Origin of the sequence: Maridesulfovibrio spiralis (SeqCode) (genome assembly GCF_048571135.1) — a bacterium.
Lineage (GTDB): Bacteria > Desulfobacterota > Desulfovibrionia > Desulfovibrionales > Desulfovibrionaceae > Maridesulfovibrio > Maridesulfovibrio spiralis.
Genome location: NZ_CP182344.1, coordinates 667,782 through 694,153 on the forward strand (window position 1 = coordinate 667,782; position 26,372 = coordinate 694,153).

Annotated in this window: 29 protein-coding genes and 1 riboswitch; of the genes, 24 read left to right on the plus strand and 5 right to left on the minus strand. The window is 49.5% G+C overall.

The annotated features are described in order from the left end of the window. Positions 1-1,560: a DNA repair protein RecN gene (locus ACNI29_RS03095; protein ID WP_419780725.1), complete on the plus strand. Its 1,560-nt coding sequence runs from the start codon at positions 1-3 to the stop codon at positions 1,558-1,560. Between the two features lie 28 nt (positions 1,561-1,588). Here the strand turns inward: ACNI29_RS03095 and ACNI29_RS03100 are convergent, their stop codons facing one another. After that, on the minus strand, positions 1,589-2,686 hold the full coding sequence (locus ACNI29_RS03100; RefSeq protein WP_419780726.1) for a glycosyltransferase family 2 protein: 1,098 nt from the start codon (positions 2,684-2,686) through the stop codon (positions 1,589-1,591). Between the two features lie 358 nt (positions 2,687-3,044). Next, positions 3,045-3,145, plus strand: a riboswitch (SAM riboswitch). Positions 3,146-3,431: 286 nt separating this feature from the next. Here ACNI29_RS03100 and ACNI29_RS03105 point away from each other — a divergent pair. From ACNI29_RS03105 to ACNI29_RS03170, 14 genes are all read left to right on the plus strand, one after another. Continuing rightward, complete coding sequence (locus tag ACNI29_RS03105) at positions 3,432-3,704, plus strand: hypothetical protein (protein ID WP_419780727.1); 273 nt, start codon at positions 3,432-3,434, stop codon at positions 3,702-3,704. A 131-nt stretch (positions 3,705-3,835) separates the two neighbouring features. After that, positions 3,836-4,426, plus strand: a complete 591-nt coding sequence (locus ACNI29_RS03110) for an EF-hand domain-containing protein (RefSeq protein WP_419780728.1) — start codon at positions 3,836-3,838, stop codon at positions 4,424-4,426. Positions 4,427-4,444: 18 nt separating this feature from the next. Further along, a complete protein-coding gene (locus ACNI29_RS03115) occupies positions 4,445-4,963 on the plus strand; it encodes a nitroreductase family protein (protein ID WP_419780729.1) in 519 nt (172 codons plus the stop codon). Then, on the plus strand, positions 4,963-5,589 hold the full coding sequence (locus ACNI29_RS03120) for an MBL fold metallo-hydrolase (RefSeq protein ID WP_419780730.1): 627 nt from the start codon (positions 4,963-4,965) through the stop codon (positions 5,587-5,589). Before ACNI29_RS03115 ends, ACNI29_RS03120 begins: the two co-directional genes overlap by 1 nt. Positions 5,590-5,846: 257 nt before the next feature. Further along, a complete protein-coding gene (locus ACNI29_RS03125) occupies positions 5,847-6,455 on the plus strand; it encodes a flavodoxin family protein (protein WP_419780731.1) in 609 nt (202 codons plus the stop codon). Further along, positions 6,445-6,819, plus strand: a complete 375-nt coding sequence (locus ACNI29_RS03130) for a response regulator (protein ID WP_419780732.1) — start codon at positions 6,445-6,447, stop codon at positions 6,817-6,819. The genes ACNI29_RS03125 and ACNI29_RS03130 overlap by 11 nt, the downstream gene beginning before the upstream one ends. A gap of 11 nt (positions 6,820-6,830) precedes the next feature. Further along, entirely contained in the window at positions 6,831-7,565 is a 735-nt protein-coding gene (locus ACNI29_RS03135) for a ComF family protein (protein ID WP_419780733.1), read from the plus strand. Between the two features lie 74 nt (positions 7,566-7,639). Next, on the plus strand, positions 7,640-10,729 hold the full coding sequence (locus ACNI29_RS03140) for a DUF5714 domain-containing protein (protein WP_419780734.1): 3,090 nt from the start codon (positions 7,640-7,642) through the stop codon (positions 10,727-10,729). A 69-nt stretch (positions 10,730-10,798) separates the two neighbouring features. Beyond that, on the plus strand, positions 10,799-11,110 hold the full coding sequence (rplU, locus tag ACNI29_RS03145; RefSeq protein WP_419780735.1) for a 50S ribosomal protein L21: 312 nt from the start codon (positions 10,799-10,801) through the stop codon (positions 11,108-11,110). A gap of 33 nt (positions 11,111-11,143) precedes the next feature. Further along, positions 11,144-11,413 (plus strand): 50S ribosomal protein L27, encoded by a 270-nt coding sequence (gene rpmA / locus ACNI29_RS03150; protein ID WP_419780736.1) that lies wholly within the window; start codon positions 11,144-11,146, stop codon positions 11,411-11,413. 330 nt (positions 11,414-11,743) lie between these two features. After that, complete coding sequence (gene obgE, locus ACNI29_RS03155; protein WP_419780737.1) at positions 11,744-12,802, plus strand: GTPase ObgE; 1,059 nt, start codon at positions 11,744-11,746, stop codon at positions 12,800-12,802. After that, positions 12,768-13,910: a glutamate 5-kinase gene (proB, locus tag ACNI29_RS03160; RefSeq protein WP_419780738.1), complete on the plus strand. Its 1,143-nt coding sequence runs from the start codon at positions 12,768-12,770 to the stop codon at positions 13,908-13,910. The genes obgE and proB overlap by 35 nt, the downstream gene beginning before the upstream one ends. Before the next feature lie 214 nt (positions 13,911-14,124). Next, on the plus strand, positions 14,125-14,286 hold the full coding sequence (locus ACNI29_RS03165; RefSeq protein ID WP_419780739.1) for a hypothetical protein: 162 nt from the start codon (positions 14,125-14,127) through the stop codon (positions 14,284-14,286). Between the two features lie 50 nt (positions 14,287-14,336). Continuing rightward, positions 14,337-14,744 (plus strand): hypothetical protein, encoded by a 408-nt coding sequence (locus ACNI29_RS03170; RefSeq protein ID WP_419780740.1) that lies wholly within the window; start codon positions 14,337-14,339, stop codon positions 14,742-14,744. A gap of 96 nt (positions 14,745-14,840) precedes the next feature. Here ACNI29_RS03170 and ACNI29_RS03175 read toward each other — a convergent pair whose 3' ends face one another. After that, positions 14,841-15,590, minus strand: a complete 750-nt coding sequence (locus ACNI29_RS03175; protein ID WP_419780741.1) for a potassium channel family protein — start codon at positions 15,588-15,590, stop codon at positions 14,841-14,843. Between the two features lie 142 nt (positions 15,591-15,732). Between ACNI29_RS03175 and ACNI29_RS03180 the strand changes: the two genes are divergently transcribed. Together ACNI29_RS03180 and ACNI29_RS03185 are read left to right on the plus strand one after the other, a co-directional pair. Further along, a complete protein-coding gene (locus tag ACNI29_RS03180) occupies positions 15,733-16,908 on the plus strand; it encodes an MFS transporter (RefSeq protein WP_419780742.1) in 1,176 nt (391 codons plus the stop codon). Between the two features lie 102 nt (positions 16,909-17,010). Then, complete coding sequence (locus ACNI29_RS03185; RefSeq protein WP_419780743.1) at positions 17,011-17,196, plus strand: hypothetical protein; 186 nt, start codon at positions 17,011-17,013, stop codon at positions 17,194-17,196. Here the strand turns inward: ACNI29_RS03185 and ACNI29_RS03190 are convergent. Both ACNI29_RS03190 and ACNI29_RS03195 read right to left on the minus strand, forming a co-directional pair. Next, a complete protein-coding gene (locus ACNI29_RS03190; protein WP_419780744.1) occupies positions 17,171-17,527 on the minus strand; it encodes a PilZ domain-containing protein in 357 nt (118 codons plus the stop codon). The genes ACNI29_RS03185 and ACNI29_RS03190 overlap by 26 nt on opposite strands. 87 nt (positions 17,528-17,614) lie before the next feature. Continuing rightward, positions 17,615-18,823, minus strand: a complete 1,209-nt coding sequence (locus tag ACNI29_RS03195; RefSeq protein ID WP_419780745.1) for a cation:proton antiporter — start codon at positions 18,821-18,823, stop codon at positions 17,615-17,617. Between the two features lie 362 nt (positions 18,824-19,185). Between ACNI29_RS03195 and satP the strand changes: the two genes are divergently transcribed. From satP to ACNI29_RS03230, 7 genes are all read left to right on the plus strand, one after another. Next, a complete protein-coding gene (satP, locus tag ACNI29_RS03200) occupies positions 19,186-19,743 on the plus strand; it encodes an acetate uptake transporter (protein WP_419780746.1) in 558 nt (185 codons plus the stop codon). Positions 19,744-19,943: 200 nt separating this feature from the next. Beyond that, on the plus strand, positions 19,944-20,822 hold the full coding sequence (gene argB, locus ACNI29_RS03205) for an acetylglutamate kinase (protein WP_419782078.1): 879 nt from the start codon (positions 19,944-19,946) through the stop codon (positions 20,820-20,822). Between the two features lie 26 nt (positions 20,823-20,848). After that, positions 20,849-21,559: a molybdopterin-guanine dinucleotide biosynthesis protein MobB gene (locus tag ACNI29_RS03210; RefSeq protein ID WP_419780747.1), complete on the plus strand. Its 711-nt coding sequence runs from the start codon at positions 20,849-20,851 to the stop codon at positions 21,557-21,559. A gap of 7 nt (positions 21,560-21,566) precedes the next feature. Beyond that, the gene (locus ACNI29_RS03215; RefSeq protein WP_419780748.1) at positions 21,567-22,808 is read left to right on the plus strand and encodes a molybdopterin molybdotransferase MoeA; all 1,242 of its coding nucleotides are present in this window, start codon (positions 21,567-21,569) and stop codon (positions 22,806-22,808) included. A 179-nt stretch (positions 22,809-22,987) separates the two neighbouring features. Then, positions 22,988-24,916 carry a molybdopterin biosynthesis protein gene (locus ACNI29_RS03220; RefSeq protein WP_419780749.1) on the plus strand — a complete coding sequence of 643 codons (1,929 nt, stop codon included), beginning with the start codon at positions 22,988-22,990 and terminating at the stop codon, positions 24,914-24,916. Positions 24,917-24,943: 27 nt separating this feature from the next. Then, positions 24,944-25,429, plus strand: coding sequence for a hypothetical protein (locus tag ACNI29_RS03225; protein WP_419780750.1), 486 nt, complete (start codon positions 24,944-24,946; stop codon positions 25,427-25,429). 18 nt (positions 25,430-25,447) lie between these two features. Further along, the gene (locus tag ACNI29_RS03230) at positions 25,448-25,642 is read left to right on the plus strand and encodes a 4-oxalocrotonate tautomerase (protein WP_419780751.1); all 195 of its coding nucleotides are present in this window, start codon (positions 25,448-25,450) and stop codon (positions 25,640-25,642) included. Positions 25,643-25,722: 80 nt separating this feature from the next. Here ACNI29_RS03230 and ACNI29_RS03235 read toward each other — a convergent pair whose 3' ends face one another. After that, positions 25,723-26,370 carry a cytochrome b/b6 domain-containing protein gene (locus ACNI29_RS03235; protein ID WP_419780752.1) on the minus strand — a complete coding sequence of 216 codons (648 nt, stop codon included), beginning with the start codon at positions 26,368-26,370 and terminating at the stop codon, positions 25,723-25,725. Positions 26,371-26,372: the final 2 nt, after the last annotated feature.

The following is a 26,372-nucleotide window of genomic DNA, read 5'->3' on the forward strand; positions in this document are numbered from 1 at the left end:
ATGCTGGAACTGCTCAGAATTCGCGACCTTGCTCTCATTGAAGATGCTGAAATTGAATTTTCCTCAGGCATGAACGTGCTCACCGGTGAAACCGGAGCCGGTAAGTCTTTCATCCTGCGGGCCATTGATTTCCTGACCGGACAGAAAATGCGTCCGGACATGGTTCGCCCCGGCAAAGAACAGGCTTTTGTGGAAGCCTTATTCATTCATCCTGACGGTTCGGAATCCATAGTGCGGCGCGTGCTTTCTGCTGCTACCGGGCGCAGCCGTGTCTATGTGAATGACAAGCTCAGTTCCCAGAGTACAATCCGCGATATGGGCGCATCCATGATCCTGCACACCAGCCAGCACGCCCAGCAGAAGCTGCTCCAGCCCGCCTACCAATGCCGCATGCTGGATACTTTTCTTGATGATCTCACGCTTCCTGAAAAGAAAGATAAAATTCTGACTGCCCTGCGGACCCTGCTGGCAAAGAAAGAGGAGCTGAGAGAGCGTTCGGCATCTCTTCTTGAGAAAAAAGATTTCCTTGAATTCCAGCGCACCGAGATTGATAAAGTCGCACCTTATCCCGGTGAAGAAGAAGAATTATTGGAAAAGAAAAATGCTTTGCAGGCTCAGGAAAATGCAGGAAAATGCATTCAGAATGCCATGGATATCATGCGTGGACCGCTGGATGTCTGCGGCGGTGTTTCCGCACTGGCTTCAGAAATGGAACGTATCTGCGAACTTTTCCCGGAATACGGACAGGACCGGGAGACAGTCATTGAGTTCAGGCATTTTCTTGATGAACTGGCCGGTAAACTGCGCGCCCAGCCGCTTGATTTTGATTCCGAGGACTCCATAGATGATATTGAATCCCGCCTCTATGACCTTTCCAAGCTAAAACGCAAACTCGGCCGTACTCTGGACCAGATTGTAGATCTGCAAAATGAAATTAAGGAAAACCTAGACTTCCTCGACTCCTGTGCCCTTGAACTTGCCCAGATTGAAAAAAAAGAAAAAGAATTGGTAGAACAGCTGACAAAAGCACTTGGCAAGCTGACCACGGCCCGCGAAAAAGCTGCAAAAAAACTTACTAATCGCGTTGTCGCTGAGCTTAAAGGTTTGGGTTTCTCTGAGCATGTGCAGGTTCAATTTGAGTTTCAGCCGCACGAACTTTATCCGGGACTCTCCGAGATGCGCGGGCGTTTGATGTGGATTCCCAACCCCGGACAATCCGCACAGCCTCTTGATAAGATAGCATCCGGCGGTGAACTTTCCCGCTTCCTGCTGGCTATCACCGGGCTGCAGGGCGAATCCGAGAAACCGACCCTGATTTTTGACGAAGTAGACTCCGGCATCGGCGGTCATACCCTGAACCGTGTTGGCGAAAAAATGCAGGATCTCGCCGACCGCCAGCAGCTTATTGTCATCACCCACTGGCCTCAGCTTGCCAAACTTGCCGAACGTCATTTCCTGATCCACAAGGGAGTGGTCAACAAAGAAACTTTTACTACCTGCCGTCAGTTGAACGACATAGAAGTTGAGGCTGAATTGGCCCGGATGGCCGGGAAGGAATAAATTCCAGCATCATCTTGATCTCATTCACTTAACTGAGGTAATGGAAATCGAACCCACCTTCTTCATTTTCAGCCAGTATAGCATTTAACCAGTTTTTCTCCAGTTCGCTAAGAAAACCTTGTTGCTTCAATACAAAAAAAGGCTCAAAGAAAATCGCAAGCCGGCCCGGTGCTTGATAATAATTTGCGGTTTTTTGATAACCCAATGTTTCCATATCGGAGTAGATAGCGGCCTTCAAATTTTCATCAGCAGCAAGAAGATCATCCAGCGCTGCAAAAACTTCTCCCATCAGTTGGCCAGCAGGGGCACTGCCTAATATTTCACCATAATATTTCGCCATATTCAAAACCAGAACAGCAGTCTTCAACATATCATAATATATTCCCGCCAATTCACCTGAGCTTAAACAATAATCAATAAGCGGTGACGAATTATCCCGTATTTTGCGGGCAGCTTTTTCCAGGCCTGATGTCTGTATAATATATGTGTAAACAGGCGCTCCGTAGCCGGCCTCTCTCTTTACATAGGTAAGATAATCAATTTTCCTTTTTTCATAGACCGGATATGCATTGGCAGAAATCAAACCGAACCCTGATTTTTGCATTTTACGGCACAGATAAATATCTTCGTGCGTAGTCTGGCTGTAATCATCCAACCCACCTACGCGCTCCCATGCTTCCCGTCTTATCAACCATATGCCTCCCTGCAAAAATGCGACCTGACTGTCCTGCCTATTGCGCTGGTGAGATCTATGCAGTGCCCTTGAAAGCAGTGTTCCTGTTTGGCCTGGTATAATTTGTGAGCCAACAATCCCGACATGTGGATCAGATAAATATTTTAAACTGTGGAGTAACCATTTCGGAGAAGGCCTTATATCTGCATCCAAAGAAAAAAAGACATTTCCCTCAAGTGATGATAGCCCAAAACGCTTAGCCTGCCCTGGACCAACATTGGTGCTGTTCCTTATCACTTTCACATCAACATCGTCAGTCATAAACGGTGTGCATGAACAATCATCCACGACGACAATCTCATGAAAATCAACTCCGCATTTGCGGCAGTGTTTTATGATTTCAAGAGTTTTGCCTTTGTCGTTATAAGTATATGTAATCAGACTAACCTTCATAAACATCCATTATTTTGAAAAACACTATAAACTATTTCATCAACACGGACCTTAAAGATCAGGTCTCATTATCTTTAAATATTTTTTATCTATAATACAAATATATTGCATAATAGAAATACAAACATATCCAAACCAACGCATAAGTCAAAAAAACTATTGACGTGCGACCAGACCGGGAATATCTTACATTTAGTTCTTTGAATCGAAAAATGATTGATACCAGCACATCTTGCACAGGGCTTGGAAAGTTCTCGTTGTAAGGCAGAAGGGAAAATCTGAAATTAATCGTATATAGAGATACGTGGGTTTCATTTTTTTCGCAGCAACTCTGCAGATGCTGCTTTATCAGTCTTCAGACTCATGAAGAGGATGCGAGGGATTTAGGCCCGTTGACCATCCGGCAACCTGCCCTGTTCGGCAAGGTGCCAATGCCTGCCCTACTGGGGTCCATGAGAGGGATTTAATAATTTGAATTTCTTAAAGGCATTTCCGATTGGGGATGCCTTTTTTCGTTTCTGGAAACCCGGAAAAGCTAATGCGTTTGAATCAAACCATCAGCTCAAGCGGGAATTCCGGTGGGAGGATTTATGGATACTTGCGCTCCCACCTAAAACAGATGCCGCTAAAATGCCCGGATATGGAAAATTTTGCTCGGCACAACAAATGCAAAAGCAAAATACCAGGCGTCCCATAGCTTCAGGGCATTCAATGGAAGCAGGACGCAAAAACGGAGATCAACCCAATGACCGACATCGTAAAAAAAGCTACCGGCAATTTCCACTCAGGAACCATCTGTTTCTTCTGCAGAGACAATGAGAACGAACCCTTCCCCGCAGACTACAGCGACCCGCTGGCACTGCTGGGAGATATCAGCGAACTTCATCTAGGCAAAAACCAAAAAGAAGAAATGCGTAAAATCCTGAGCCGCGATATTGAAAAAGACGGAGCTGAATCTGTTTGGCAAAACCGTACCTTCCGTAAGAACATTATCCTTTCTTTCGGCAAGCTGGTCTAATTTAAATACCAAAGTCAGATCAAAATCCAAAAGCCCTCCCGATTTCATTCGAGAGGGCTTTTTCTATATCCTTGCAATTAACTCCGCTAACGCTTAAAAAAAGTTCAACATCACAATCCGGGAGAAATTAAATGCTCTTTAAGAAATTTCTAAAATTCACAATACTGCCCGCAGCTCTGCTGGCAATGACAATTACATCCGCAGCGGCTGAAGAAAAAATCTTCACTGTTATTAACCACACCGATTCCGTCATCCGGGTCTGGGGCAAATCAAACGACTTCAAGTTCGGCCGTATCAAGCCCAAAACCATTGCCGATTGCACCTGCAACGCCTTGTATAACAAAGATTGTTTCGACAAAAAAGGCGGTAAAGCAAAAATCAAACTCGCTCTTGAAGCCAACGGCGGCAAAGAGCTTTATTCCGGCGCCAGCTGCACCAAGCTTTATGTTAATCCCGGCACTTTCATCGATGTTACACTGGATACCAATGGCCGAAACATCAAATGCGAAATTATCGACAAATACGAAATCAAGCAGCCCATGCCTTCCTTCGAAGAAGCTGACACCAACAATGACGGCAAAATTGATGAGCAGGAAGCTGAAGCAATCCAGCTCAAGAGCAATTTCAGAGATTTTGACACCGATCTTAACAACGAACTCAACCCTAAAGAATTTGACGGTGCTCTGAACAAGCTCAACATCTTTAGGGGCGTACCCTTTTAGGGATACGGAGCAATTCATATGACTAAAAGCAATCCCATACTTGATGCGCTGCGTGAACGCCGCTCAATCAGAAAGTTCACGGATGATCCTGTGGAGCGTGAAGACCTTAAGGCCATTCTTGATGCCGGACGCTGGGCGCCCAGTGGACTCAATAACCAGCCTTATCGTTTTCTGGTTATCTATGATGACGATGCGCGGGTTGAAGCACTTGCTGAATGCACCAAATACGGTCACATCGCAAAAGCAGCAAAGGTGCTGATCTGCATTTTTCTGGATAAACAATCCATGTACAGTGAGATGAAAGACCATCAGGGCGCCGGGGCCTGCACACAAAATATGATGCTGGCTGCCCACTCGCTGGGTCTGGGAACTGTATGGCTTGGTGAAATCATCAACCAGCAGGATCAGGTACTGGAAAAACTAAAACTCCCTGCGGATCGCTACGAACTGCAGGTCGTCCTTGCCCTCGGCCACCCGGACCAGAAGGGCAGCTCAAAACGTAACGAACTCTCTGAGTATATGCTGGAGGATTTTTAATGGAAATCAAGATTTTTCCCCTCGGCCCCCTTGAGACCAACTGTTTTATCATTGTTAACGATAACAAAGCCATCGCTATCGATCCGGGCGGAGATCCCAGCCCGATTCTTTCTTATCTGAAGAAGACCGGCGTAGAGCTGGAGCGCATCCTCAACACACACCTGCACTTTGACCACATCCTCGGTAACCGTGCACTGTCTGATGCTACCGGAAAACAGATTTACGCTTCCAATGACGACCTGGTGCTCATGGACACTCAGGTCGGACGCGGCGGTCTGATGGGCTATCCTGAAGTGCCTGAATTTGAAAGCGAGCACATTGGAGAAGGCGAAACAGAACTGATCGGCCTCGAATGTAAGATCTACTCCACCCCCGGTCACACTCCGGGCAGCCTTACTTTCCATTTCCCGGCCCTTAAAGCCGCCTTTGTCGGCGATTTAATTTTCCGCCGCTCCATCGGCAGGACTGATTTCCCCTACGGAAATACCGAAGACCTGCTTAGCGCGGTCCGGGAAAAAATATTCACGCTTCCCGCGGAAACAGAACTCTTTGCCGGACACGGACCTTCCACTTCTGTTGGGGATGAAATGAACCATAACCCTTACTTCAGCGGCGTGCATATTTAGCCCGGAGCAGGAAATGAGCAAAGAAAAAATAGTCGATGCGCGTAATAAGTGCTGAGGTGTAGGACTGGAGGTAGGTTGGTATCTCCGTTTTGCACGAACAGAAATAATCACCGCCCTTGTCGATAAAGGGACGGAGGATCAGTTGCGTCATCAACTAGAGATTTTGCCTGAATGGGACCTTGAACTATTTGAAGAGGAAGACCACGTCCGCGCGGTCTTCCACAGCAAAATACCCAGAAGCAAAAGCAAGGATTAAAATGGAACAGCTCCCGGTTATATTTAAGTGCAGCCACCACCGTAAAGGCAACAGTGATCTTGCCGCCGATCTGTTCCTGAAAGGCATCCGTTCTGCCGGAGGTGACGCGGAATCCGTTCTCCTCGGCGACATGGATTTCAAACACTGTATCGGCTGCCTTAAATGCCGTACTGCCGAGGAGCACCGCTGTATCTTTGCTGAACAGGACAATGCACAGGAGCTTTACCGGAAAATAATCGACGCACCTTTTACTTTTTTCTCCGCTCCAATATACTTTTACCACCTGCCCTCAAGGCTCAAGGCCTTCATTGACCGCGGGCAATGGGCTTTCGAAGCGGCAACAGGCAGGTCGGATTTAATGTCCGCCCTCGCCGAGCGTCCGGCATACGCCTGTCTGGTAGCCGGAAGACCGAAAGGTGAAAAGCTTTTCGAAGGCGCGGAGCTTTCGCTCAAGTTTTTTCTCAGATTTTTTAAATCGCAGCTGCAACCGGCCTTTACTTTCCGGGGCATAGACGGACCTCATGATTTGGAGCATAATCAAGAAGGTTGTGCGACTATTATCAAGGCCGGTGAACTTGCATGGAAAAGGACACTTAAAGATGGATACTGATAAAATTTCTAAACTGAAAGTGCTGGTAGCGGATGACTCCGCGCCCATGCGGCTGGTTATGAAGACCTACCTCGGCAAGCTGAGAATTGCAGCACAATTTGCTGTTGACGGTCGAGAAGCTTTACAGAGATTCAATGATGAGAAATTCGATCTGGTCTTCATGGACGTGCATATGCCGGAAATGGACGGTACGGAAGTTGTGGCGAAAATACGAGAAAACGGAAGCACTGTCCCGGTGATTGCCATGACCACCGGAGACAATCCGGCCCGGCTTAAAGAATGCATTGCCTGCGGCTACAACAACTTTCTGCTTAAACCGATAGAAAAAGACAAGCTGTTCCAACTGGTCGAAGAATACTGCTAGTCCGCTACGCTATGCTTTCCCGGTTCCTCAAATACTTCTCGCCAGTTGCTGCCCTCAAAAGCCTTGGAACAGGTTTCAGGGAACACCGCTGCCCGGCCTGCCTGCAAGTCCATACCGGGAAAGGGCTATGCAATAATTGCAAAACTTCCATCACCCTGAAGCCTGAAAATAGCTGTGGTCTCTGTGGCAAAGAATTATACACCCCCGATGCCGACTGCATCACCTGCCAGACCTCACCCCGCAATTTAAGCAGCCTTAATTTTTACGGCATGCACACTGGACTGCTGCGGGAAATGATCATCGGATGGAAATTCAATAACAATTACGGATACAATTCACTTTTCCAACAATTCATCGGCGAATTGTGCACACAGACACCAGTGGATAATACCCCCGACCTGATCATACCTGTCCCCCTGCATTTCTCCCGACTGCGAGAGCGCGGCTTCAATCAATCTTTAATACTTGCCCGGGGTGTATCGTCCGCTACCGGGATAAGCCTCTCGGAGAAGGCCCTGATCAGGGTACGCAAAACCATTCCACAGACCAGACTAAGCGGTTCAGAGAGACGGACGAATCTGCTCAGCGCTTTTATAGCAGACCATTCATATGTTGCTGACAAAAAAATATTGCTTATTGACGATGTGTACACCACAGGATCAACCGTCGATGAATGTGCTCTAAGCCTCATTGAAGCCGGGGCCATACGGGTAGATGTGCTGACCCTTTCCCGGGCCTTGATCTAAGGCCAATAGATAGGTAAAACTTATTCTTTGCCCAAAGATTTTCTAATACATATATTCTTCCAAGGAGACTGGAATTGTCCTTCAATATTTCAGAATGGACCAGAATCATCCATAACGATATTCCCATATACCTGAGGCCGGAATCGCCAGACTGGTTTGTCCCTACCCCTGCCGGAGACACAATCTTAAGTAACCTGTTCGCAGATAAACCAACAAAACTATCTCTAGAAGAGCAGCGGTTTCTCAGACGGTTGCCGGATGCTGACAAGACTGTCTATCCCGGAAGATACGAACTGCTTAACACGGATACCCTGCGCGAACTCTGGTTTCACATCACGGACAACTGCAACATGTCCTGCACCCACTGCCTGTTCTCCTCCTCTCCCGATGCAAACCGGGAAATGGCTACAGAACGGGTATTGAAACTAACCGCTCAGGCTGAGCAGCTTGGGTGTAAAATGTTCGCCGTTACCGGGGGTGAGCCGCTGGTCCACAAAGGGTTGCCTGAAATTTTGAACCGTATGCTGGCGATTGAATTCAGCCACGTTGTCGTTTTGACTAACGGATTGGCTGTTAAGAAATTTTTCTCCGCCCACAGCTACGATTTCAACCGCTTGCATTTACAGATCAGTATAGACGGCATCGGCGATACGCATGACAAACTGCGCGGCAAAGGCATGTTCGCAGCCCTTGAAAAATCTCTGGGCTGGCTTTCTGCTAGAGGTATTCCGTTCACCCTTTCCATGTGTGTGACCAAAGATAATGTTTCACAGATGAAAGAAGTGGTGGAATTCGCAGCCCGCACCGGAGCCTCAAATGTCCATTTCATGTGGTATTTTGTTCGTGGACGGGGCGAATCCCAACAGTTTGTAAAGCCTGAATCAATTTACCCGCACCTTCTCGAAGCGTGGGAGACAGGCGAACGAACCGGAGTTACCATCGACAACGTCGAAGCTGTCAAAAGCATGATCTTCGCCCCCTGCGGCACAATACATGACGGATCTACCGCCGGGTGGGAATCATTGGCTGTAGGACCCGATGGGAACATCTACCCTTCTGCTGCGACAGTAGGTATCGACCAGTTAGCCACTGGAATTAACGGTGATTTAAAGCAGGCATGGAAGAAAAGCCCTGTACTGGAGAGCTTGCGTAAAAGCAGTGGTAAAAATCTAGCAACCCCTTTCAAGTTAATCCTTGGAGGTGGTGACACAGACCACAGCTACATGCACAAGCAAAGCTTCCTTGGAGATGACCCATACAGCACGATATATGAAAAGCTGGCCCTTGAACTGATCACCCGGAAAGCGAATGAGTCCGAAGCGAATGAAACGCCGCAGCTGCGCCTAAAAATGGGAGACAAGCTGGACCGCTGCTCCGGGCATGGTGCAGTAGCCCTGACCCATACAAACTGTCTGCTGGCAGTAGCCGGTAACAACAGCCTTGCGGTAGTTAAAGATTTCTACACCGAAGCGGCAGACACAGCCAAAGAAGATATCCTCAATCCGGCATGTTATGATCCCGCTCTAATGGCCCACATCCCCGAAAAGTACCGTTTCCGTGGTTACGGGTGCGGTTCACCGGTAATGGATGCCGGTATTGTCGAAGGCGAGCATGTGGTAGATCTTGGCAGCGGACGCGGCATTGAGTGCTTCATCGCTGCAAAGCAGGTTGGCACCGAAGGCAAAGTCACCGGAATTGATATGCTCGATCCCATGCTGGACCATGCCCGCGAAGGACAGGCTTCGGTGGCAAAAAATCTCGGCTACGACAACATGGATTTCCGCAAGGGCTATCTTGAGACATTACCACTCGATGAAAACGCTGCCGACCTGCTGCTTTCAAACTGTGTACTCAACCTTTCCACTGATAAGCGACGCACTTTTGCCGAAATGTTCCGCGTACTCAAGCCCGGAGGAAGACTGACTATTTCCGACGTGGTTTGTGAGACCGAACCCGGCCCTGAAATCCGCAACGATGACACCCTGCACGGGGAATGCATTGCCGGAGCCCAGACCCAGAAGAACCTCTGCGGACTACTGGAAGAAGCCGGATTCGAATCCCTGCTCATGGTGAAACGGTTCCCCTACCGCACTGTGGGCGGCCACCAGTTCTTTTCGCTGACCTTCTCTGCCCGCAAACCCTATGAAGACGAGAAAGTCAAAGCCGTCTACAGAGGTCCTTTGGGAACTGCCATCACCGCTAGCGGAAAAATTCTGACTCCCGGAACAGTAGCTGAACTCCCTAAACAGGAGGCTGAACTTCTCGGAGAACAGCTGTTCATTATAAATAAAGACGGTGCGGTTGATAACATTTTCGTCGGCGAGTCATGTTGCTGCCCCACCCCGGACGCTTTTGACAAAACGGAACCGGAAGCAAAGTCGTCCAGACATGCAAACATCTCCTTGAAAAACATGGAAGGTTGCATGGTCTGCGGGGAGGAACTGGAATATCTGACTGAATACCGCGAAATGGCCTGTTCATTCTGCGGTGAAAAAAATGAAGCAAATGCCCATTGCACCAACGGGCACTTTGTCTGTGATAAATGTCACAGTGAAGATGGCATGACAGTGCTGCCGCACCTGCTTAAATCAAGCACTGAGACTGACATGATAACCCTTATGATTAAGGCACGGAACCACCCTTCGATCCCCATGCACGGACCTGAACACCATGCACTTGTTCCGGGGGTAATCGTAACTGCTTACAGAAATTCCGGCGGAGCTATTGACGACAGGGTCATAGATACGGCAATATCGCGCGGCGCGAAAGTCGCCGGAGGCTTCTGCGGGTTCATGGGAATCTGTGGAGCAGCCATCGGCGTAGGCACAGCCATGAGCGCCATTCTGGAAGCAACCCCGTTAACAGCGCTACAGCGCTCCATTGCCCAGAAAGGAACACTCGCCGCTCTTGAACTCATTGCGGATATTGAAGCAGCACGCTGCTGCCAGCGGGACTGCTGGCTGGCACTAAAAGCTGCGTCAAAGGTATCTGAAGACGTTCTGGGCTTGCGCCTTAAGGCAGATGCGCATATACTGTGTGATCAAATGAAAACTAATAAAGAGTGCATGGGAGGCAGTTGCCCGGTTGTCAAAAACAGCAAGGGTAAACAGCAACCTGTAATGCAACTTCTGGGGTCGATAGCAAATTCTGAAAAAAAAGTTTAAAAGCTACTTGACTTTTCCACCTAGATACGAATATCTTCCCCTCTCTTACGTGACGGAGGTAAGTAAAAAATGTATGCAATAATTGAGACTGGCGGCAAGCAGTTCCGCGTTGAAGAAGGCCTGGAACTCAACGTCCAGAAAATGGACGCTGAAGCAGGCACAAAAGTCGATCTGGATAAAATTCTTCTTATTGGTCAGGGCGAAGACGTTAAAATCGGTGCTCCTTATGTTGAAGGTGCGAAGGTTTCCTGCTCTATCTTAGAACACGGTCGTGATAAAAAGATCGTTGTTTTCAAAAAAAGACGCAGGAAAGACTCTCAGACCAAACAGGGTCATCGTCAGGACTATACCAGAATTAAAGTAGAAGCCATCCAGGCTTAAGCTTGACGACAGAACCTACTAAGGAGGCTAATAATGGCTCATAAGAAAGCGGGCGGTAGCTCGAAAAACGGTCGCGATAGTAATGCCCAAAGACGTGGTGTAAAACGTTTTGGTGGTCAGGAAGTACTGGCTGGCAACATTCTTGTTCGCCAGGTTGGTAGCAAAGTCCACGCAGGTAAAAACGTTGGCACCGGTAAAGACTGGACCTTGTTTGCACTGGTTGACGGTGTTGTACAGTACGAAAAGTACGTACGCAAAAACCGCGTAAAAACCAGAGTTAACATCGTTCCTGCAGAAGCCTAGATATCAGGCGAAAGCACTTTTTCAGGCAGGGGTCGCATTAAATTATGCGTCCCCTGCCTTTTCGTGTTATTTTGCTTTCTCCCCTAAGAGGGAACCAACCGGGAGATTTCCCCTGTTTTAGAGGACTTACTCCCTGTCCCAAGCGCCAAGGCTCAAAGAACAGCTTTTCAGCGTAGGGCAAATTCAATATTTCCAATAATTTTTATTAGAGCTTCGCCGCTGTAACGCACACAAGATCTCCCCGCTATCAGGGATTCCAAAGGGGCTTAGTCCCTTTGTCCGCCGGAGGCGAAATCACCTATAAAAGCGCGTAGCGCATCAGTTTACATTATGAAATTTATAGATGAAGCAACAATTACGGTTCGTTCCGGTAAAGGCGGCAATGGCTGTGTAGCCTTCCGTCGTGAGCGTTTTATGCCTAAGGGCGGTCCCAGCGGTGGTGACGGCGGCAAGGGTGGAGACCTCATCCTGCGCGGCAGCTCCAAGCTTTTGACCCTTTACGACTTCAGGCTAAAACGTGTCTACGAAGCCAGGAACGGTGAACAGGGACAGGGACGCGACAAGTACGGTAAGGGTGCAGACGACATGATCGTCGATCTCCCGCTCGGTACACTTGTTTATGAAGTGAACACCGAAGACGGCAGCGAAAAGCTCATCGCCGACCTCACCGAAGAAGGCCGCGAAATGGTCATCTGCAAAGGCGGTGACGGTGGACGTGGAAACATCCACTTCAAATCCTCCACCAACCAGACCCCGCGTCAGGCCGAAGAGGGATTTCCCGGAGAGGAAAAGCGCATCCGCCTGCAACTTAAGATCATTGCGGACGTAGGTCTGCTCGGACTTCCCAACGCAGGCAAGTCCACCTTTATTTCCAAAATTTCCGCTGCAAAACCGAAAATTGCAGCCTACCCCTTCACCACCCTCGTACCCAACCTTGGAGTTGTGGATGATGACATGGGCAGCAAGCTGGTCATCGCCGATATTCCAGGGCTTATTGAGGGCGCCAGCGAAGGTCTTGGACTGGGCCACCGTTTCCTCAAACACGTGGAACGCACCAGATTCCTTGTCCATATCCTCAGCGCAGAAGACTTAAGCCTTGAAGATCCGCTGGACGGCTTCAATATGCTTGATGAAGAACTGCGCATTTTTGACGAAGAAATGGCAGAAAAGACCCAGTTGCGTGTAATCAATAAGATCGACCTTCTTTCCGAAGAAGACCTCGAAGCCATCAAATCAAAGGCCGAGGAAGCCGGTCAGAAAATCTATTTCATCTCCGCCCTGCACAGTGATGGGGTACAAGACCTCCTGAACGACATGTGGGACAGATTCAAAGCCATGAATCAAGAGGAAGCAAATGAGCAGGATGAACAACAGGATTCAGACTCTTAAGGAAGCTAAACGCATTGTTGTAAAAATCGGCAGCGCGGTGCTGACCACGGCTGAGGGTATCAACCTCGGCCTGATCTGCCGCCTTGCCGACCAACTGGCCACCCTGCATGAACGCGGGGTGGATATAGTACTGGTTTCCTCCGGTGCTGTTGCCGCCGGAAGGAACTCCATCCCATCCGGAGCTAAACTGGACGACCTGCCTGCACGCCAGGCTGCTTCCGCTATCGGTCAGTCACGACTCATGCATGAGTATGACGAGACTTTCCGCCGCTTCGGTCTTGTTACCTCACAGGTTCTGCTTACCCGTGACGATCTCAAGCACCGGGACCGCTTTTTAAATGCCCGCAACACTCTTTCAAGACTGCTTGAATGGCGGGTTATCCCTATCATCAATGAAAATGACACCGTGGCTATTCAGGAGCTGGAATTCGGCGACAATGACACCCTCGCCAGTCTGATCCTGAACGTTGTTGAAGCAGACCTGTTCATCAACCTTACTTCCGCTGACGGTGTTTTCGATAAAAACCCGGACAAAAATCCCAATGCCAAGCCGCTGGCCTGCATTGAGAATATTCATGATCTGGACCTCGACGCCATGTGCGACGGCAAGACCGCAGTCGGTTCCGGAGGGATGTTCTCCAAGATGAGAGCAGCCAACCGCGCCGCCCAACTCGGTGTGCCGACCCTGATCCTTGCCGGCAAAGACCGCATGATTATTGAGCGCGTCTTTAACGGTGAAGAGTGCGGGACATGGATCGTGCCGGACGAGAAATCCGTTTCCCGCCGCAAATACTGGCTGGCTTATCATTGCGATCCCGCTGGCGATCTGATTGTTGATGCCGGGGCTGAAAAAGCTCTACTTTCAGGTGGCAAGAGCCTGCTGCCCGCCGGGGTTATTGATGTGGACGGTAAATTCAAGGCCGGAGAACTGGTGCGCGTGGTCAGCAAATCAGGCAAATCCCTCGCTGTTGGACTGACCTGCTACAGCTCCTCTGATATGCTTAAGATCATGGGCAGCCAATCCTGCAATATCGAATCAATTCTCGGAAAATGCCATTACCCGGAAGCAATTCACCGCGATAACCTGCTGCTGGATGCTGCGTTATAAATAATTTGGAATCCCTATTAGAGTTTCGATTTATAGTGCCACAATTCTGCTGTATTTATTTAAGGACAGGCTTTTATGCCTGTCCTTTTTTTGGTCTTTTCCGGGCTAACGGATCAATTATTTTCATGCTAAACACTGTCAGTAAACATAAATTTTTCTCAAGACCATCCATTATTCCTATAATATAAGTATCGCATTCATACAGGATAATCACATGCGTATATCATCATTCGGACTAAATCAGGCTGGGCAGGTTGGTGACTTCAAGCTTGCAGAATTCAAAAAAGAAACACCTTCAGGTGCTGAAGAGATCAAAGCTACCCCTACAAAACAGGGCCCGCAGAAAATGTCACAGAAGAAGACAGAGAACATATAGATGAACTTTGCAAAGCCATCCAAGGTCAGGATTTTAACCGTGCCGAACAATTGATAGACAAGTTTTATCGCGATGACAGTTCAAAAATTATCACCCGAGTCCAGAATCTGGCCAAAGCAGCAGAAGATAATTTTTGGAAAAATGTTGAAGACGGTCTCGGATTCCTGAAAGACGACAGTTTACGCTGGACCATGCATGTCGACGTAAAAAAACGCGACGACCTGACCACTTTTGATCTCGCCAAAATGGCAATCGAAGAATCCCGCACCGATTCTTTTGTGGAACACTTTGAAAAGCTGAAACTTTCGGCCAGCCCCAGAGTGGTTGAAGAAAAGCCTACTGATGAAGAACAGGCTAAGCTTGAAATCCAACCATCAAATCAGCAACTGAAAAGTCATATTCCCAACCTGATGCAAACCATAAGTATTGATGACATGCTGAAACTTGATCCGGCATAGCAGCTCCCCGACAAGAACAAAACCGGGCAATATGGCGAATAAAATGGCGAAAAACTCAGGTCAGCCATAGACTGGCGTATCTGACAAGACCGCCTTCTAACTTTCCTTGTCTGATTCCTCTTCGCTCAAACTGGCAGCCATATTCTGCTGAGAGAGGAATGCCCCCAGAATTCCCGCGATGAAGACAGCCAGATACATCTGCCCGAAAAGGCCCTGTAAAATAGACAGCGAACGGGCCATCAATGATACAGGCAGCACATCGCCGTACCCTACGGTAAGCATGGTCACATAGCTGAAATAGGTCAAAGCCCCCCGGACAGCAAAGACATTCTCATTCGGGTCTATCCCCGCGAAAGAAGAAGTATTGAATATCTCACAAAGGCTGTATGCGTCGGACCAGACCAGACCGGCAAGCATGTAGATGCAGATAGCTCCTGAAATCAAATCCCGGGTGACTTTCTTCTGCCGCCACATAAAGTGCTGGATACCCCAAATCGCAATCATCAACATAAGCATATCCGCCCCTTCACTTCCGGCAAGCCAGAGCAGGGACCGGGTTTTGAAAAACATTATCGAACTGACCAGCGAAATTCCGTAGAGGATAAAATATGCATAGAGCTTAGTGCGATTGACGACTATGGCCGCCACAGCGGAAAGCAGGACCAGATAAGTGTAAAAATAAAGCACCTGCTGCAAAAGCAGGGAATCCCCTGCTATGGGACTGATGAAAATCTGGACAACCAGAAAACCGAGCAGGACGGTAAATTTGGACGGGCTGTACTTGAAAAGATGGTAAAGCCTAAACACAAACGGATTATATCTATATTCGTGATTTGATTCGGACATGAGTCATTATTAACTTATAAGAACACGTAATTCCATATTTTTATGGTTCCAGTCTTATTTTGCAGGTAAACGGAGGTTGCTAAGCGTAGCAATAGGGAGTAGCTTTCGTGGTTCAAAAAATACCCCAAAGGACTAAGCGCTGATGGAAGCTTTATATAAAAACAAGAATTTGCAGATCGTATTTTCTGTTACCCTCATGGCAATCATGGGCGTATCAAGCATTATCCCTGCTCTCCCGGACATGATCCGTGAATTCGGTATATCCGGTTCCACAATCGGACTGATCTTCACCATTTTTACCCTGCCGGGTATTATCTTTGCCCCGCTTGCTGGAATATTTGCCGACCGTCTGGGCAGAAAAAAAATACTTGTTCCCTCACTGGTTCTTTTCGGAATATTCGGTACGGCCTGCTTTTTCGCCCCGGACTTTGAATCACTGCTCCTGCTGCGTTTTATTCAAGGAATCGGAGCGGCTGCCATCGGGGTCATCAACCTGACCATCATCGGTGATCTTTTCAGCGGAAATGACCGCATCAAGGCCATGGGGCTTAATGCCGGGGTTTTGAGCATGGGCACGGCGATCTTCCCGGCTATCGGCGGAATTCTTGCCCAGATAAGTTGGGAAGCACCATTTCTGCTTTCCATTCTGGCTCTTCCGCTAGCCTGGCTGGTCGCTTTCAAGCTGGAAAACCCGGAACCTTCCTCGGATGGGGATTTCAAAAAATATATGAAAGCTGCTTTGGAAGGCATGCGCAGCAAGGAAGTTCTAAGCCTTTTTGCCATTTCCCTGCTGACATTCATTATTCTTTACGGACCTATTGTCACCTACCTGCCCCTGCTGCTCAATTCACGTTTTGAAGCATCGCCGCTGATGATAGGTATGGTTATCTCCAGTGCTTCCTTCATCACCGCATTAGCCGCTTCACAGATGGGCAGACTGGCCCACTTTTTCTCCCAGCCGCTGATGATCTCCGTCTCCGCCTTTGCCTACGGTACGGCAATGCTCATGCTTCCGGCTGCGGACTCGGCTCTCTGGTGCATTCTCCCGGTCTGTATGTTCGGATTGGGCCAAGGCCTGAATATGCCTAACTCCATGTCCATGCTCACCGCCATAGCACCGATGGAACAGCGGGCAATTTTCATGTCCATGAATGGAATGCTGTTGCGCGCGGGCCAGACAATAGCCCCGATCTTGATGGGCTTGTTCTATTCCGGATTCAGTCTCGACGCGGTTTTTTATGCCGGAGCCTTTGTTGCCGCCGCCATTTTCGTTGTATCGACCATGTTTCTGCGGGGATATGAAGCGGAAGCGGCCTAGTGACGTTGTGACGACTGCAATAATTGACCTGAAAATAAATATTGTCCATTTACATTCGGTCAGCCCAGCTACCCGCTTAAATAAAGACTGACCGGACGAAAAATGAAAACAGGAATCAAAGCTTATCTGGAGCATATATTTAATCCGCTCCACATATATTGCAGACTCATGGACTGCGGACTGCCTTCTTCCAAAGCGAAGAAAGTAGCCCGAACTTATGAAATCTGCCTATTCAAGCCGGCATCTTTCTGCATCCCGGCCATCAGACATCAAAAGCAGGGGAAGTAAGCTCGCTGTCGATGGTGTCGGCATCATCGGAGTTGAATTGAATCAGGCGGCGCAAATGGGTAAAACTCATCTCGTCCATGTGGTGAAAATCTGCCGCCAGCCCGGTTTCGTCAGAGCGTACAATCTTCGCGCTCACCCTGATGATGGCATCCTCTGAAAGCGGAATAGAAATCTCGCACTCATCCCCCACAGAAAAACCGCGCACCGGATCACAAAGAATCCCTTTCAAGCTAAGATTGTGCGAATCCACGAAAGCATCGAAATCCTCTTTATGCAACACAACTCTGAAACCAGCATTCACACGGGTTCTGCGTCTCTTATTCTGATCCATAGAAACTCCCTGACTTTTAAAACAGCTTTAGTAACTTTCTTTTACTAAATAATTTTAGCATGTTCAATAACAACTGGAATTTGCCATTTAAAAGGAACACCCTTCACGGTCGATTGTACGCCGTTCTCCCGGAGTGATGTCACCGACTCTGTGCAGTGCAAAACGGGTGCAGATCGGCCCAAGCACTTCAAAAAACACGGTAGTCGCTGCGATAACAGAAACCACGGACTCGAACTCCTCAAACCTGTGTGCAGCAGTAAGAGCCATCCCAAGTGCAATTCCGGCCTGCGGCATCAGGGCCATACTCATCCATTTACCGAAAAACAAATTTTCGCCGCCTTTTTTCGCCCCAAATATGGCACCCACAAAACGGCTTCCAAAACGCAACAGAATGTAGAATATTATCAGTTTCTGGTTAGCAAAAATATGGTCCAATTCAATATTGACCCCGGCGAATAAAAAGAACAGCACAACTATAGGCCATTCAATTGAGCGGATGGAGTAGAACGAACAATCCACACGCCTTGCAAGATTGACCACAACCATCCCCATAGTCATAGCCGCCAGCAGAAAAGAAACATCAAGCCATAAGGCCACTCCGCCACAAAGACAGACCATTCCTAATGATTCCAGGAGAGTGCGTTCTCCGGATTTCAAATACCCGGTCAGGTAGCTCATGGGTGTACCGAGCAGGACTCCCACCAGAACAGCAAGGACAATATCCCGCCCACCGTGCATAAGAGTTTCAATGCTGCTGCCTCCACTAGCCAGCATTTGGGCTGCTGCCAGCATCAGGCTGAAAATTATCAATCCCAAAGCATCATCAAGGGCAATAATCTTAAGCAGAACCTCGGTAAATCGGCCTTTAGCGTTGACCTCGTGGACCACATCCACGGTCGCCGCAGGAGCTGTTGCCGGCGCAATCCCACCGTAGATAAGAGCCAGCGGCAAAGGAATGCCCGCAAGCCACAGACCGCCGCCGACAATAAGCGCAGTAGCCCCCACCACCCCAAGGGTAATCCAAAGAACAAGCATACCGGAGCGGAGCATTGATTTATACTGTAGAGAACTGCCTAATAAAAAGCCGATCATAACCAACGCCATATCAGACACAACAGGCATCCAGCTCCTGCTCGAAACCGGAAGCAGATCAAAACCGTTCGGGCCGATGATAAACCCGGCGATCATGAGAATAGAAACTCTGGGGATAGGCGTTTTACTGCCGATTGTGTCAGCCAGAAAGCCGACCATGAACAGCAGGCCGAGAGTAATCAGAGTCAGGGCTGATACGGACATTAAATTTCCTTTATTGTATTTAAGTTAGTTTCAGACTAATATCCAATCCGGAGTAATTCGATTATAAACCATTTTTACATAACAAAAAAGATTATCCTCGAAACTATGCCCCAAAACCATTGATTAAGCATTCATTTTATATCTTTAAATATTTTTACACCCCTGCATTACACTCCGGCACACGATTTATAGCTTGCTTTTAAACTCATTTTAATTTAGCTGAATGAGCGTTCACTATGTGCAAATCCCACCTCCACTCCAGCTTACACTCACACTCACATCTCCCGCTGCAACCCACCGGCAGCGGACTGCTGGATGCAGTTAAGTTTTGCGCTATTCATTTCCTATAGGAGAGAGACATTATGGATTCAAAACTCGCAAACCCCGCCCCGTTGGGCCTGATGGGATTCGGCATGACCACCATCCTGCTGAACATCCACAACGCAGGATTTTTCCCCATCAGTTCCATGATTCTGGCCATGGGCTTTTTCTACGGCGGCATCGCCCAGATCATCGCTGGTGTTATGGAGTTCAAGAAGGGCAACACCTTCGGCACCACCGCCTTTACTTCCTACGGACTGTTCTGGATGACTCTGGTCGCCCTGATCATCATGCCCAAAATGGGTCTCGCTGACCCCACTCCGCACGCATACATGGGCTGGTACCTGCTCATGTGGGGAATTTTCACTATGTTCATGTTCCTCGGAACCCTGAAAAGTAACAAGGTTCTGCAGTTCATTTTCTTTTCCCTGACCGTGCTTTTCTTCCTGCTTGCTGTACGCGATTTCTCCGGCAGCCATTTCATCGGCACCATTGCCGGATGGGAAGGCATCATCTGCGGAGCTTCCGCATTCTACCTTGCCATGGCAGAAGTCATCAACGAGCAGTACGGACGTACAGTTCTACCTATCGGCGAATAGCCCCCCTGCTTTCTATGAAAGTTAGAGGCCGCACAGCATCAAGCTGTGCGGCCTTTTTTTATGGTAATCATGCCAATCCAAACTTAACAAACCCCACACTTCCCCTCACCCAAGTTTTAAATTATAGATAGCAAACCGCAAGCGGAACAGCATGTCCCCTATGCATAGAAAAAAGTTTCAGGAGAATAACCGACATGGATATGGAACAAGATATTATAAGAGCTAAATTTCTGATTGAATCACTGCCGTACATCAAAGAGTTCTACGGCGAAACCATTGTCATCAAATACGGCGGCAATGCCATGATCGACGAAAACCTGAAGCGTGCATTCGCCCTGAACATTATCCTCCTCAAATACATCGGCATCAACCCGGTGGTTGTGCATGGCGGAGGACCGCAGATCCAGAAGATGCTCAGTGCGCTGAATATCGACAGCCAGTTCAAGAGTGGATACCGGATTACTGACGAAGCGACCATGGACGTAGTAGAAATGGTGCTCGTCGGACAGGTCAACAAACAGATCGTAAACCTGATCAACCTGCACGGCGGCAAAGCCGTTGGACTTTCCGGTAAAGACGGTATGCTCCTCAAAGCCGAACAAAAAGAGCTGATTGTTGAGTCCGAGACTAAATCCCCGGAAATCATCGACCTCGGTAAAGTCGGCGAAGTAACCAAGGTCAATACCACGCTGATCGAATCCCTGCAGAGCGAAGGATTCATCCCGGTCATCGCTCCCGTTGGAGTTGACGACGAAGGATCAACATATAACATCAACGCAGACTCCGTAGCCGGGGCTGTCGCCGCTGCCATGAACGCCAAACGTCTGCACCTGCTGACCGACGTTAAAGGACTGCTTGATGCCGACAAGAATCTTGTTTCCTCCATGACCTGCCGCGAAGCCGCCGAGGCCATCGATTCCGGCGTTGCCAAGGGCGGCATGATTCCCAAACTGAGCTGCTGTCTCGAAGCTGTTCACAGCGGAGTTGAAAAAGCACACATCATTGACGGACGCGTTGAGAACTGTGTCCTGCTCGAACTTTTCACCAAAAACGGTATCGGCACTGAAATTGTAAGCTAGCATGTCGAGATAAAAGGGATATAAAAATGAAAGCTATCGCCATCGTCGGCAAGAAAAAAACCGGCAAGACCACCATGGGCCTTGCGCTGGTCAAGAAGCTAACAGAAAGAGGCTATAAAGTCGGAGTACTCAAGCATTCCCACCACGGCTTTGACGGAGCAGAAGGCGCGGATACAGAAGAGTACAAAAAAATCGCCTCCTGTGTGGCGGCCTATTCTCCCAGCGAATCTTTTGTTTCATGGAAACAAGAACGCACCGTGCAGAATCTCGTCCCGCTCATGGATGCTGATATCATTGTCATGGAAGGCGGCAACAAGGTCGGCTGGATGCCACGGGTAATAATGGTCCGTGAGGATAACGACGACAAAGAATTTTACCCCGAACTGGCCCTGCGCCAGATTCCGGCCTGTACCCCTGACAATCCACCGTCTGAGGAACTTCTCGACGAATTGGCCGATCTGGTACTCGAAAAAGGTTTCATCCTGCCGGGACTGAACTGCAAAGCCTGCGGACGCGATTACTGTATGGATTTCGTTGCAGACATCATTGCCGGGAAGGCACGTGTTTCCGGTTGTCAGGCCATGAAAACCCAGATGTCCGTAACCTGCAACGGTTCTGAACTCGGCTTCAACCCCTTTGTCGCTGACATGCTTTCCGCCGGGATAACCGCCATGCTACAGCAGCTCAAAGGCTACGTCCCCGGAGAGATTGAGATTAAAATAAAAAATCAGGGTTAATGAAAACATGACTCATGAATTTTTCAAAATTATCAGCAGGGTTGAATTTGAAGCCCTGCTGAATTCTTTTGCAGCGGTAGAAACTGAAACTGTTTCCATTTCCGATGCTTTCGGACTGGTGCTGGGCGAGGAAATCATTTCGCCTGAAGACCTGCCCCCGGCAAACCGCTCCTGCATGGACGGTTACGCAGTCAACGCCCGTGACGCCTTCGGTGCAACTGAGGGCAACCCGGCCTATCTGGAATGTTCTGCCACTCTGAGAGTGGATGACAACCCAGGATTTGAACTGCAGCCCGGCGAATGCGCGGGTATCGCCACAGGGGGAACCCTTCCGGACGGTGCAGACGGTGTGGTCATGGTTGAGCACACCCACGATCTCGGTTCCGGAACCATTGAAATCCGCAAATCAGCTGCACCGGGCGAGAACATCATGCTCAAGGGCGAAGACGTAGCCAAAGATGCCCCGGTTTTTCAGGCCGGACACAAGGTGCGTTTTCAGGATGTCGGCCTATTGGCCGCATTGGGAATCAAGGAAGTTTCCATCCACCGCAAACCGCGCGTAGGCATCATTTCAACCGGGGATGAGCTGGTCGAAATCGACGCTCCGCAAAAGGTGGGAACCATCCGCGATGTGAACTCCCACACCTTGCGCTGCCTTGTTAATGAAGCGGGAGCGGAAGCCGTGAATTACGGCATTGTCCGCGATGAATTGGATAAGCTTGAATCCACCCTTGAAAAGGCCATTGCCGAGAACGATATGGTTCTTCTTTCCGGCGGCAGTTCGGTGGGCATGCGCGACTTGACCGTGCAGGCAATTGAATCCATGCAGGATTCCGAAATACTTGCCCACGGTGTGGCGATCAGCCCCGGTAAACCCACCATCCTCGGCCGGGTCGGTAAAAAGCCTGTGCTGGGACTGCCCGGACAGGTCACCTCGGTACAGGTGGTCATGCTGGCGCTGGTGGTTCCCTTCATCCGCCAGATCATGGGCCAAAAAGATGCATTTTCCGGTTCCGACCGATTTCTGGTACAGGCGGAACTGGACCGCAACACCGTATCTAAGCCGGGGCGCGAAGATTACGTGCGCATGCAGCTCACTGCCCGTAAAGGCATGCTTCCGCTGGCCAAGCCGGTCTACGGTAAATCCGGCCTGCTCAAGACCATGATTCAGGCCGACGGGCTGATGATTATTCCCGCTGACACTGAAGGATTCTATGCCGGCAACACGGTTAGTATCTGGAAAATTTAAAAACTGAATATACTAGTTTCCAAAACCAAAACATTTCCACAATAGAGGTTCCAAAGGAGCTTAGCCGCTCTGCTCTCAGCATCCGTAAGACTCGAGCAGGAAGCTCTCGCCTAACGGCAACAGGCCTTTGGCCGCCGGAGGCCCCCAAGCCCCAGCTTTTAAAATTAAGGACACAAATCATGAGTCGCAACATCTACTTGAAAACCATCCCCGTTCCCGAAGCTGTGAAAGCGGCTATGGACAACCTCGACCGCGACGCACTGGTTGCAACCGAGACCATCCCTGTTCATGAAGCACTGGGCCGGGTCACCGCTGAAGCAGTAATCGCCCGCTGCTCTTCCCCCACCTACCACTCAGCAGCCATGGACGGTTACGCCGTAAAAAGTGACACAACTTTCACCGCCCGTGAAGGTCAGCCCCTGCTGCTGAAAAAGGATGATGGCTGCATTGCGGTAAACACCGGGAACCCCCTGCCGGACGGTATGGACGCGATTATCATGATTGAGCATGTGGTTGACGAAGGCGACAACATCGCCATCGAAGCCCCGGCCTTTCCATGGCAGCATGTCCGCCGTATAGGTGAAGATATTGTGGCAACAGAAATGCTCCTGCCGCGTAAACATACCATTACCGCCTTTGACATGGGCGCGCTGCTTTCCGCCGGGATCTACGAAATCAAAGTTTATGAAAAGATCCACATGACCTTCATCCCCACCGGGGACGAAGTTCTGCCCTTTGCCGACCGCCCGACCCCCAAGCCGGGCGAGGTTATCGAGTCCAACTCACAGGTTTTCAAATCTCTCGCAGCCGGACTGGATGTCGAATTCACATTCACCGCTCCGGTTAAAGACCGCGAGGAAAAACTCACAGCTGCGGTAGAAGAAGCACTCAAGACTTCACACATCGTAGTGGTCGGAGCCGGGTCCTCGGCAGGCAGCAAGGATTTCACCCGCATAGTTTTCGAAAAGCTGGGCAAACTGCTGGTCCACGGTATCGCGGTTATGCCCGGCAAACCCACAGTGCTGGGTACAGCACAGGGCAAGCTGCTGGTCGGAGCACCGGGCTATCCGGTAAGTGCCGTGGTCTGCTTTGAAGATGTGCTCACCCCGATCATTTCATGGCTGGCCGGTAAACACGATCCGCAGCGCGATAAAGTGCAGGTCAGACTTGCACGACGCACTCCCTCCAAACCGGGACAGGAAGAAATCGTCCGTCTGGCAGTCGGGCAGGTAGGCAATGAATACATCGGCGTACCTCTCTCACGCGGCGCGGGCATGATCACCACCCTGACCAAAGCGCAGGGCTTCACCCGCGTCCCCGCTGACAGCGAAGGCGTTGAACTGAACACTACCGTTGATGTGGAACTTTTCTCCAGCCGCGCCGAACTGGACAAAGTGCTCATGCATGTAGGCAGCCACGATAACACCATCGACATGCTGGCTGATATGCTCATGGGCGGAGCCAAACCCCTGCGTCTGGTTTCAACCCATGCCGGGTCCATGGGCGGATTGACCGCGCTCAAAAACGACATGGCCCTCTTTGCCGGGGCGCACCTCTTTGACCCGGAAACCGATGATTTCAACTTTCCGTTCATTGAAAAGTACCTGCCCGGTATGGAAGTAACCGTAGTCAACCTCGCTATCCGCCATCAGGGCTTCATCGTTCCCAAAGACAACCCCAAAAATATCGAGGGCATCCTGTCTCTGGGCAACGGCAAAATAAATTTCATCAACCGCCAGCGCGGAGCAGGGACAAGAATCCTCTTCGATTACCACATGAAGAAAGCGGGCTTGAAACCTTCGGAAATACTTGGATATGACCGTGAGGAATTCACCCACATGGCCGTGGCTGCCAACGTGCTGACCGGGGCAGCTGATTGCGGGCTGGGCATTTTTGCCGCTTCCAAGGCACTGGACCTCGACTTCGTACCGTTGGCCCATGAACGCTATGACCTGATCATCCCGCAAAAACACATGGAGGACAGCAGAATCAAAACACTGCTGGAACTCATCAAATCTGATAAGGTCAAACAGGCTATCAACGAGCTGGGCGGCTATGAAACCGACCTGACCGGGCAGGAAATGAAACCCGGAATCGGACTGGGCTAAAGAACTTAAACTCTTGCCGGAGGGTCTATGAACAAGGACAAAGAACACAAAATCAAGCAGAAATGCCGTGAAAACGTGATCGGCTTTGCCCCGTTCCGCTACCGCTTCGGCAAGGGCAGCTTCATCCGTGAAGGGTTGCTCAATATCGGCAGGTACGAAGACAATGATGGAGGGCACTTAGTGCTGACCTTTATCTTCGATTCCGACACCATCCAGACCGATAACGACATCCTCGACCGCATGGGCAGGCTTGATTTCAGTCCGCTGTCCCGCAAAGGACTGCTGACCGCCCTTCGCAACTCAACAGAATTCGAGCAGAACGAAAATTTCGCCATGCACGAATTCAGTTTTTTCTTTGAAAAACTGCCCGCAGACATCCCCAAGCTTATCAAGGACTGCTTCATCCCCTTCTTTCTTGAGCACCTGTACATGCGTGTCGGTGAGGTGGAATGGATGGAAGACAAACAGGTGAAAGGATTATTCTGCCGGGTTAAGGATTGTTTTAAACGCTAAGAATCGTGGAGAAATAAAATGCCGGTAATTAAAGTAGAAATGTTTGAAGGCCGCAGCATCGAGCAGAAAAGGGAACTTGTGGAAGTGCTCTCAAAAGAAACCGCCCGAATCACCGGATGCAGCGTAGAGTCCATCTATGTTGTCATTGATGAAGTGAAAAAGGAAAACTGGGGTGCTGGCGGGGAACTTTGTTCGGATAAGTATCCGGATTAATTTTCAGAACCATAGAAACTCAGAAGCCCCGGCAGGATGCTAATCCTGCCGGGGCTTGTTTCATTCATTCCAACTAAACCCTACTTCTCATGAACCTCCCATTCTTCAGCCTTGTAATCTTCGGGAACTTCTTCCCAGCCGGTGAACATGGCTGCGATGTGGGCGGTGATGGTATGTCCGGTGGTGGTCATGTAGATATGAACCACCAGGAATGCCAGCAGTGCGTAGGCACAAGCCATGTGGATGTTGGCGACCACGTCCAGACTCAAGAAGTCCAAGCCGTATTCAGCCCAATCGTTGTAAGTCCAGTAAAGCAGGCCGGTTACCATCTGCAAAGGCAGCAGGATTGCGGACAGCTTCAGGTAAACCAGACGCTGTAAGGGATTGTGCTTGGCGTCCCTGCTCTTCTGAACCGGATGCTCTTCACCCTTGAAGATGCCGGAAGCATAATACATGGCCACTTCAAAAAGCTTCTTGGTTGTGGGAATGTACTGCTTCCACTCCCCGGTAGTCAGCAGCCAGAAGATGATGAATACGAATAATATCAGCCAGCTGATTCCCAGCGTGTTGTGCAGGTCCACGGCCTTCTCGAAACCGAACAGGGTGAATACGCCGTGCACCTCAAGCCCGGTCAGCATAAGCATGATGATCAGGATGGCCTGGGTCCAGTGCCAGAAACGCTCGAACTTCGAATAGAGGTAAATCTTCTTCATATTATGTCCGCTCATAT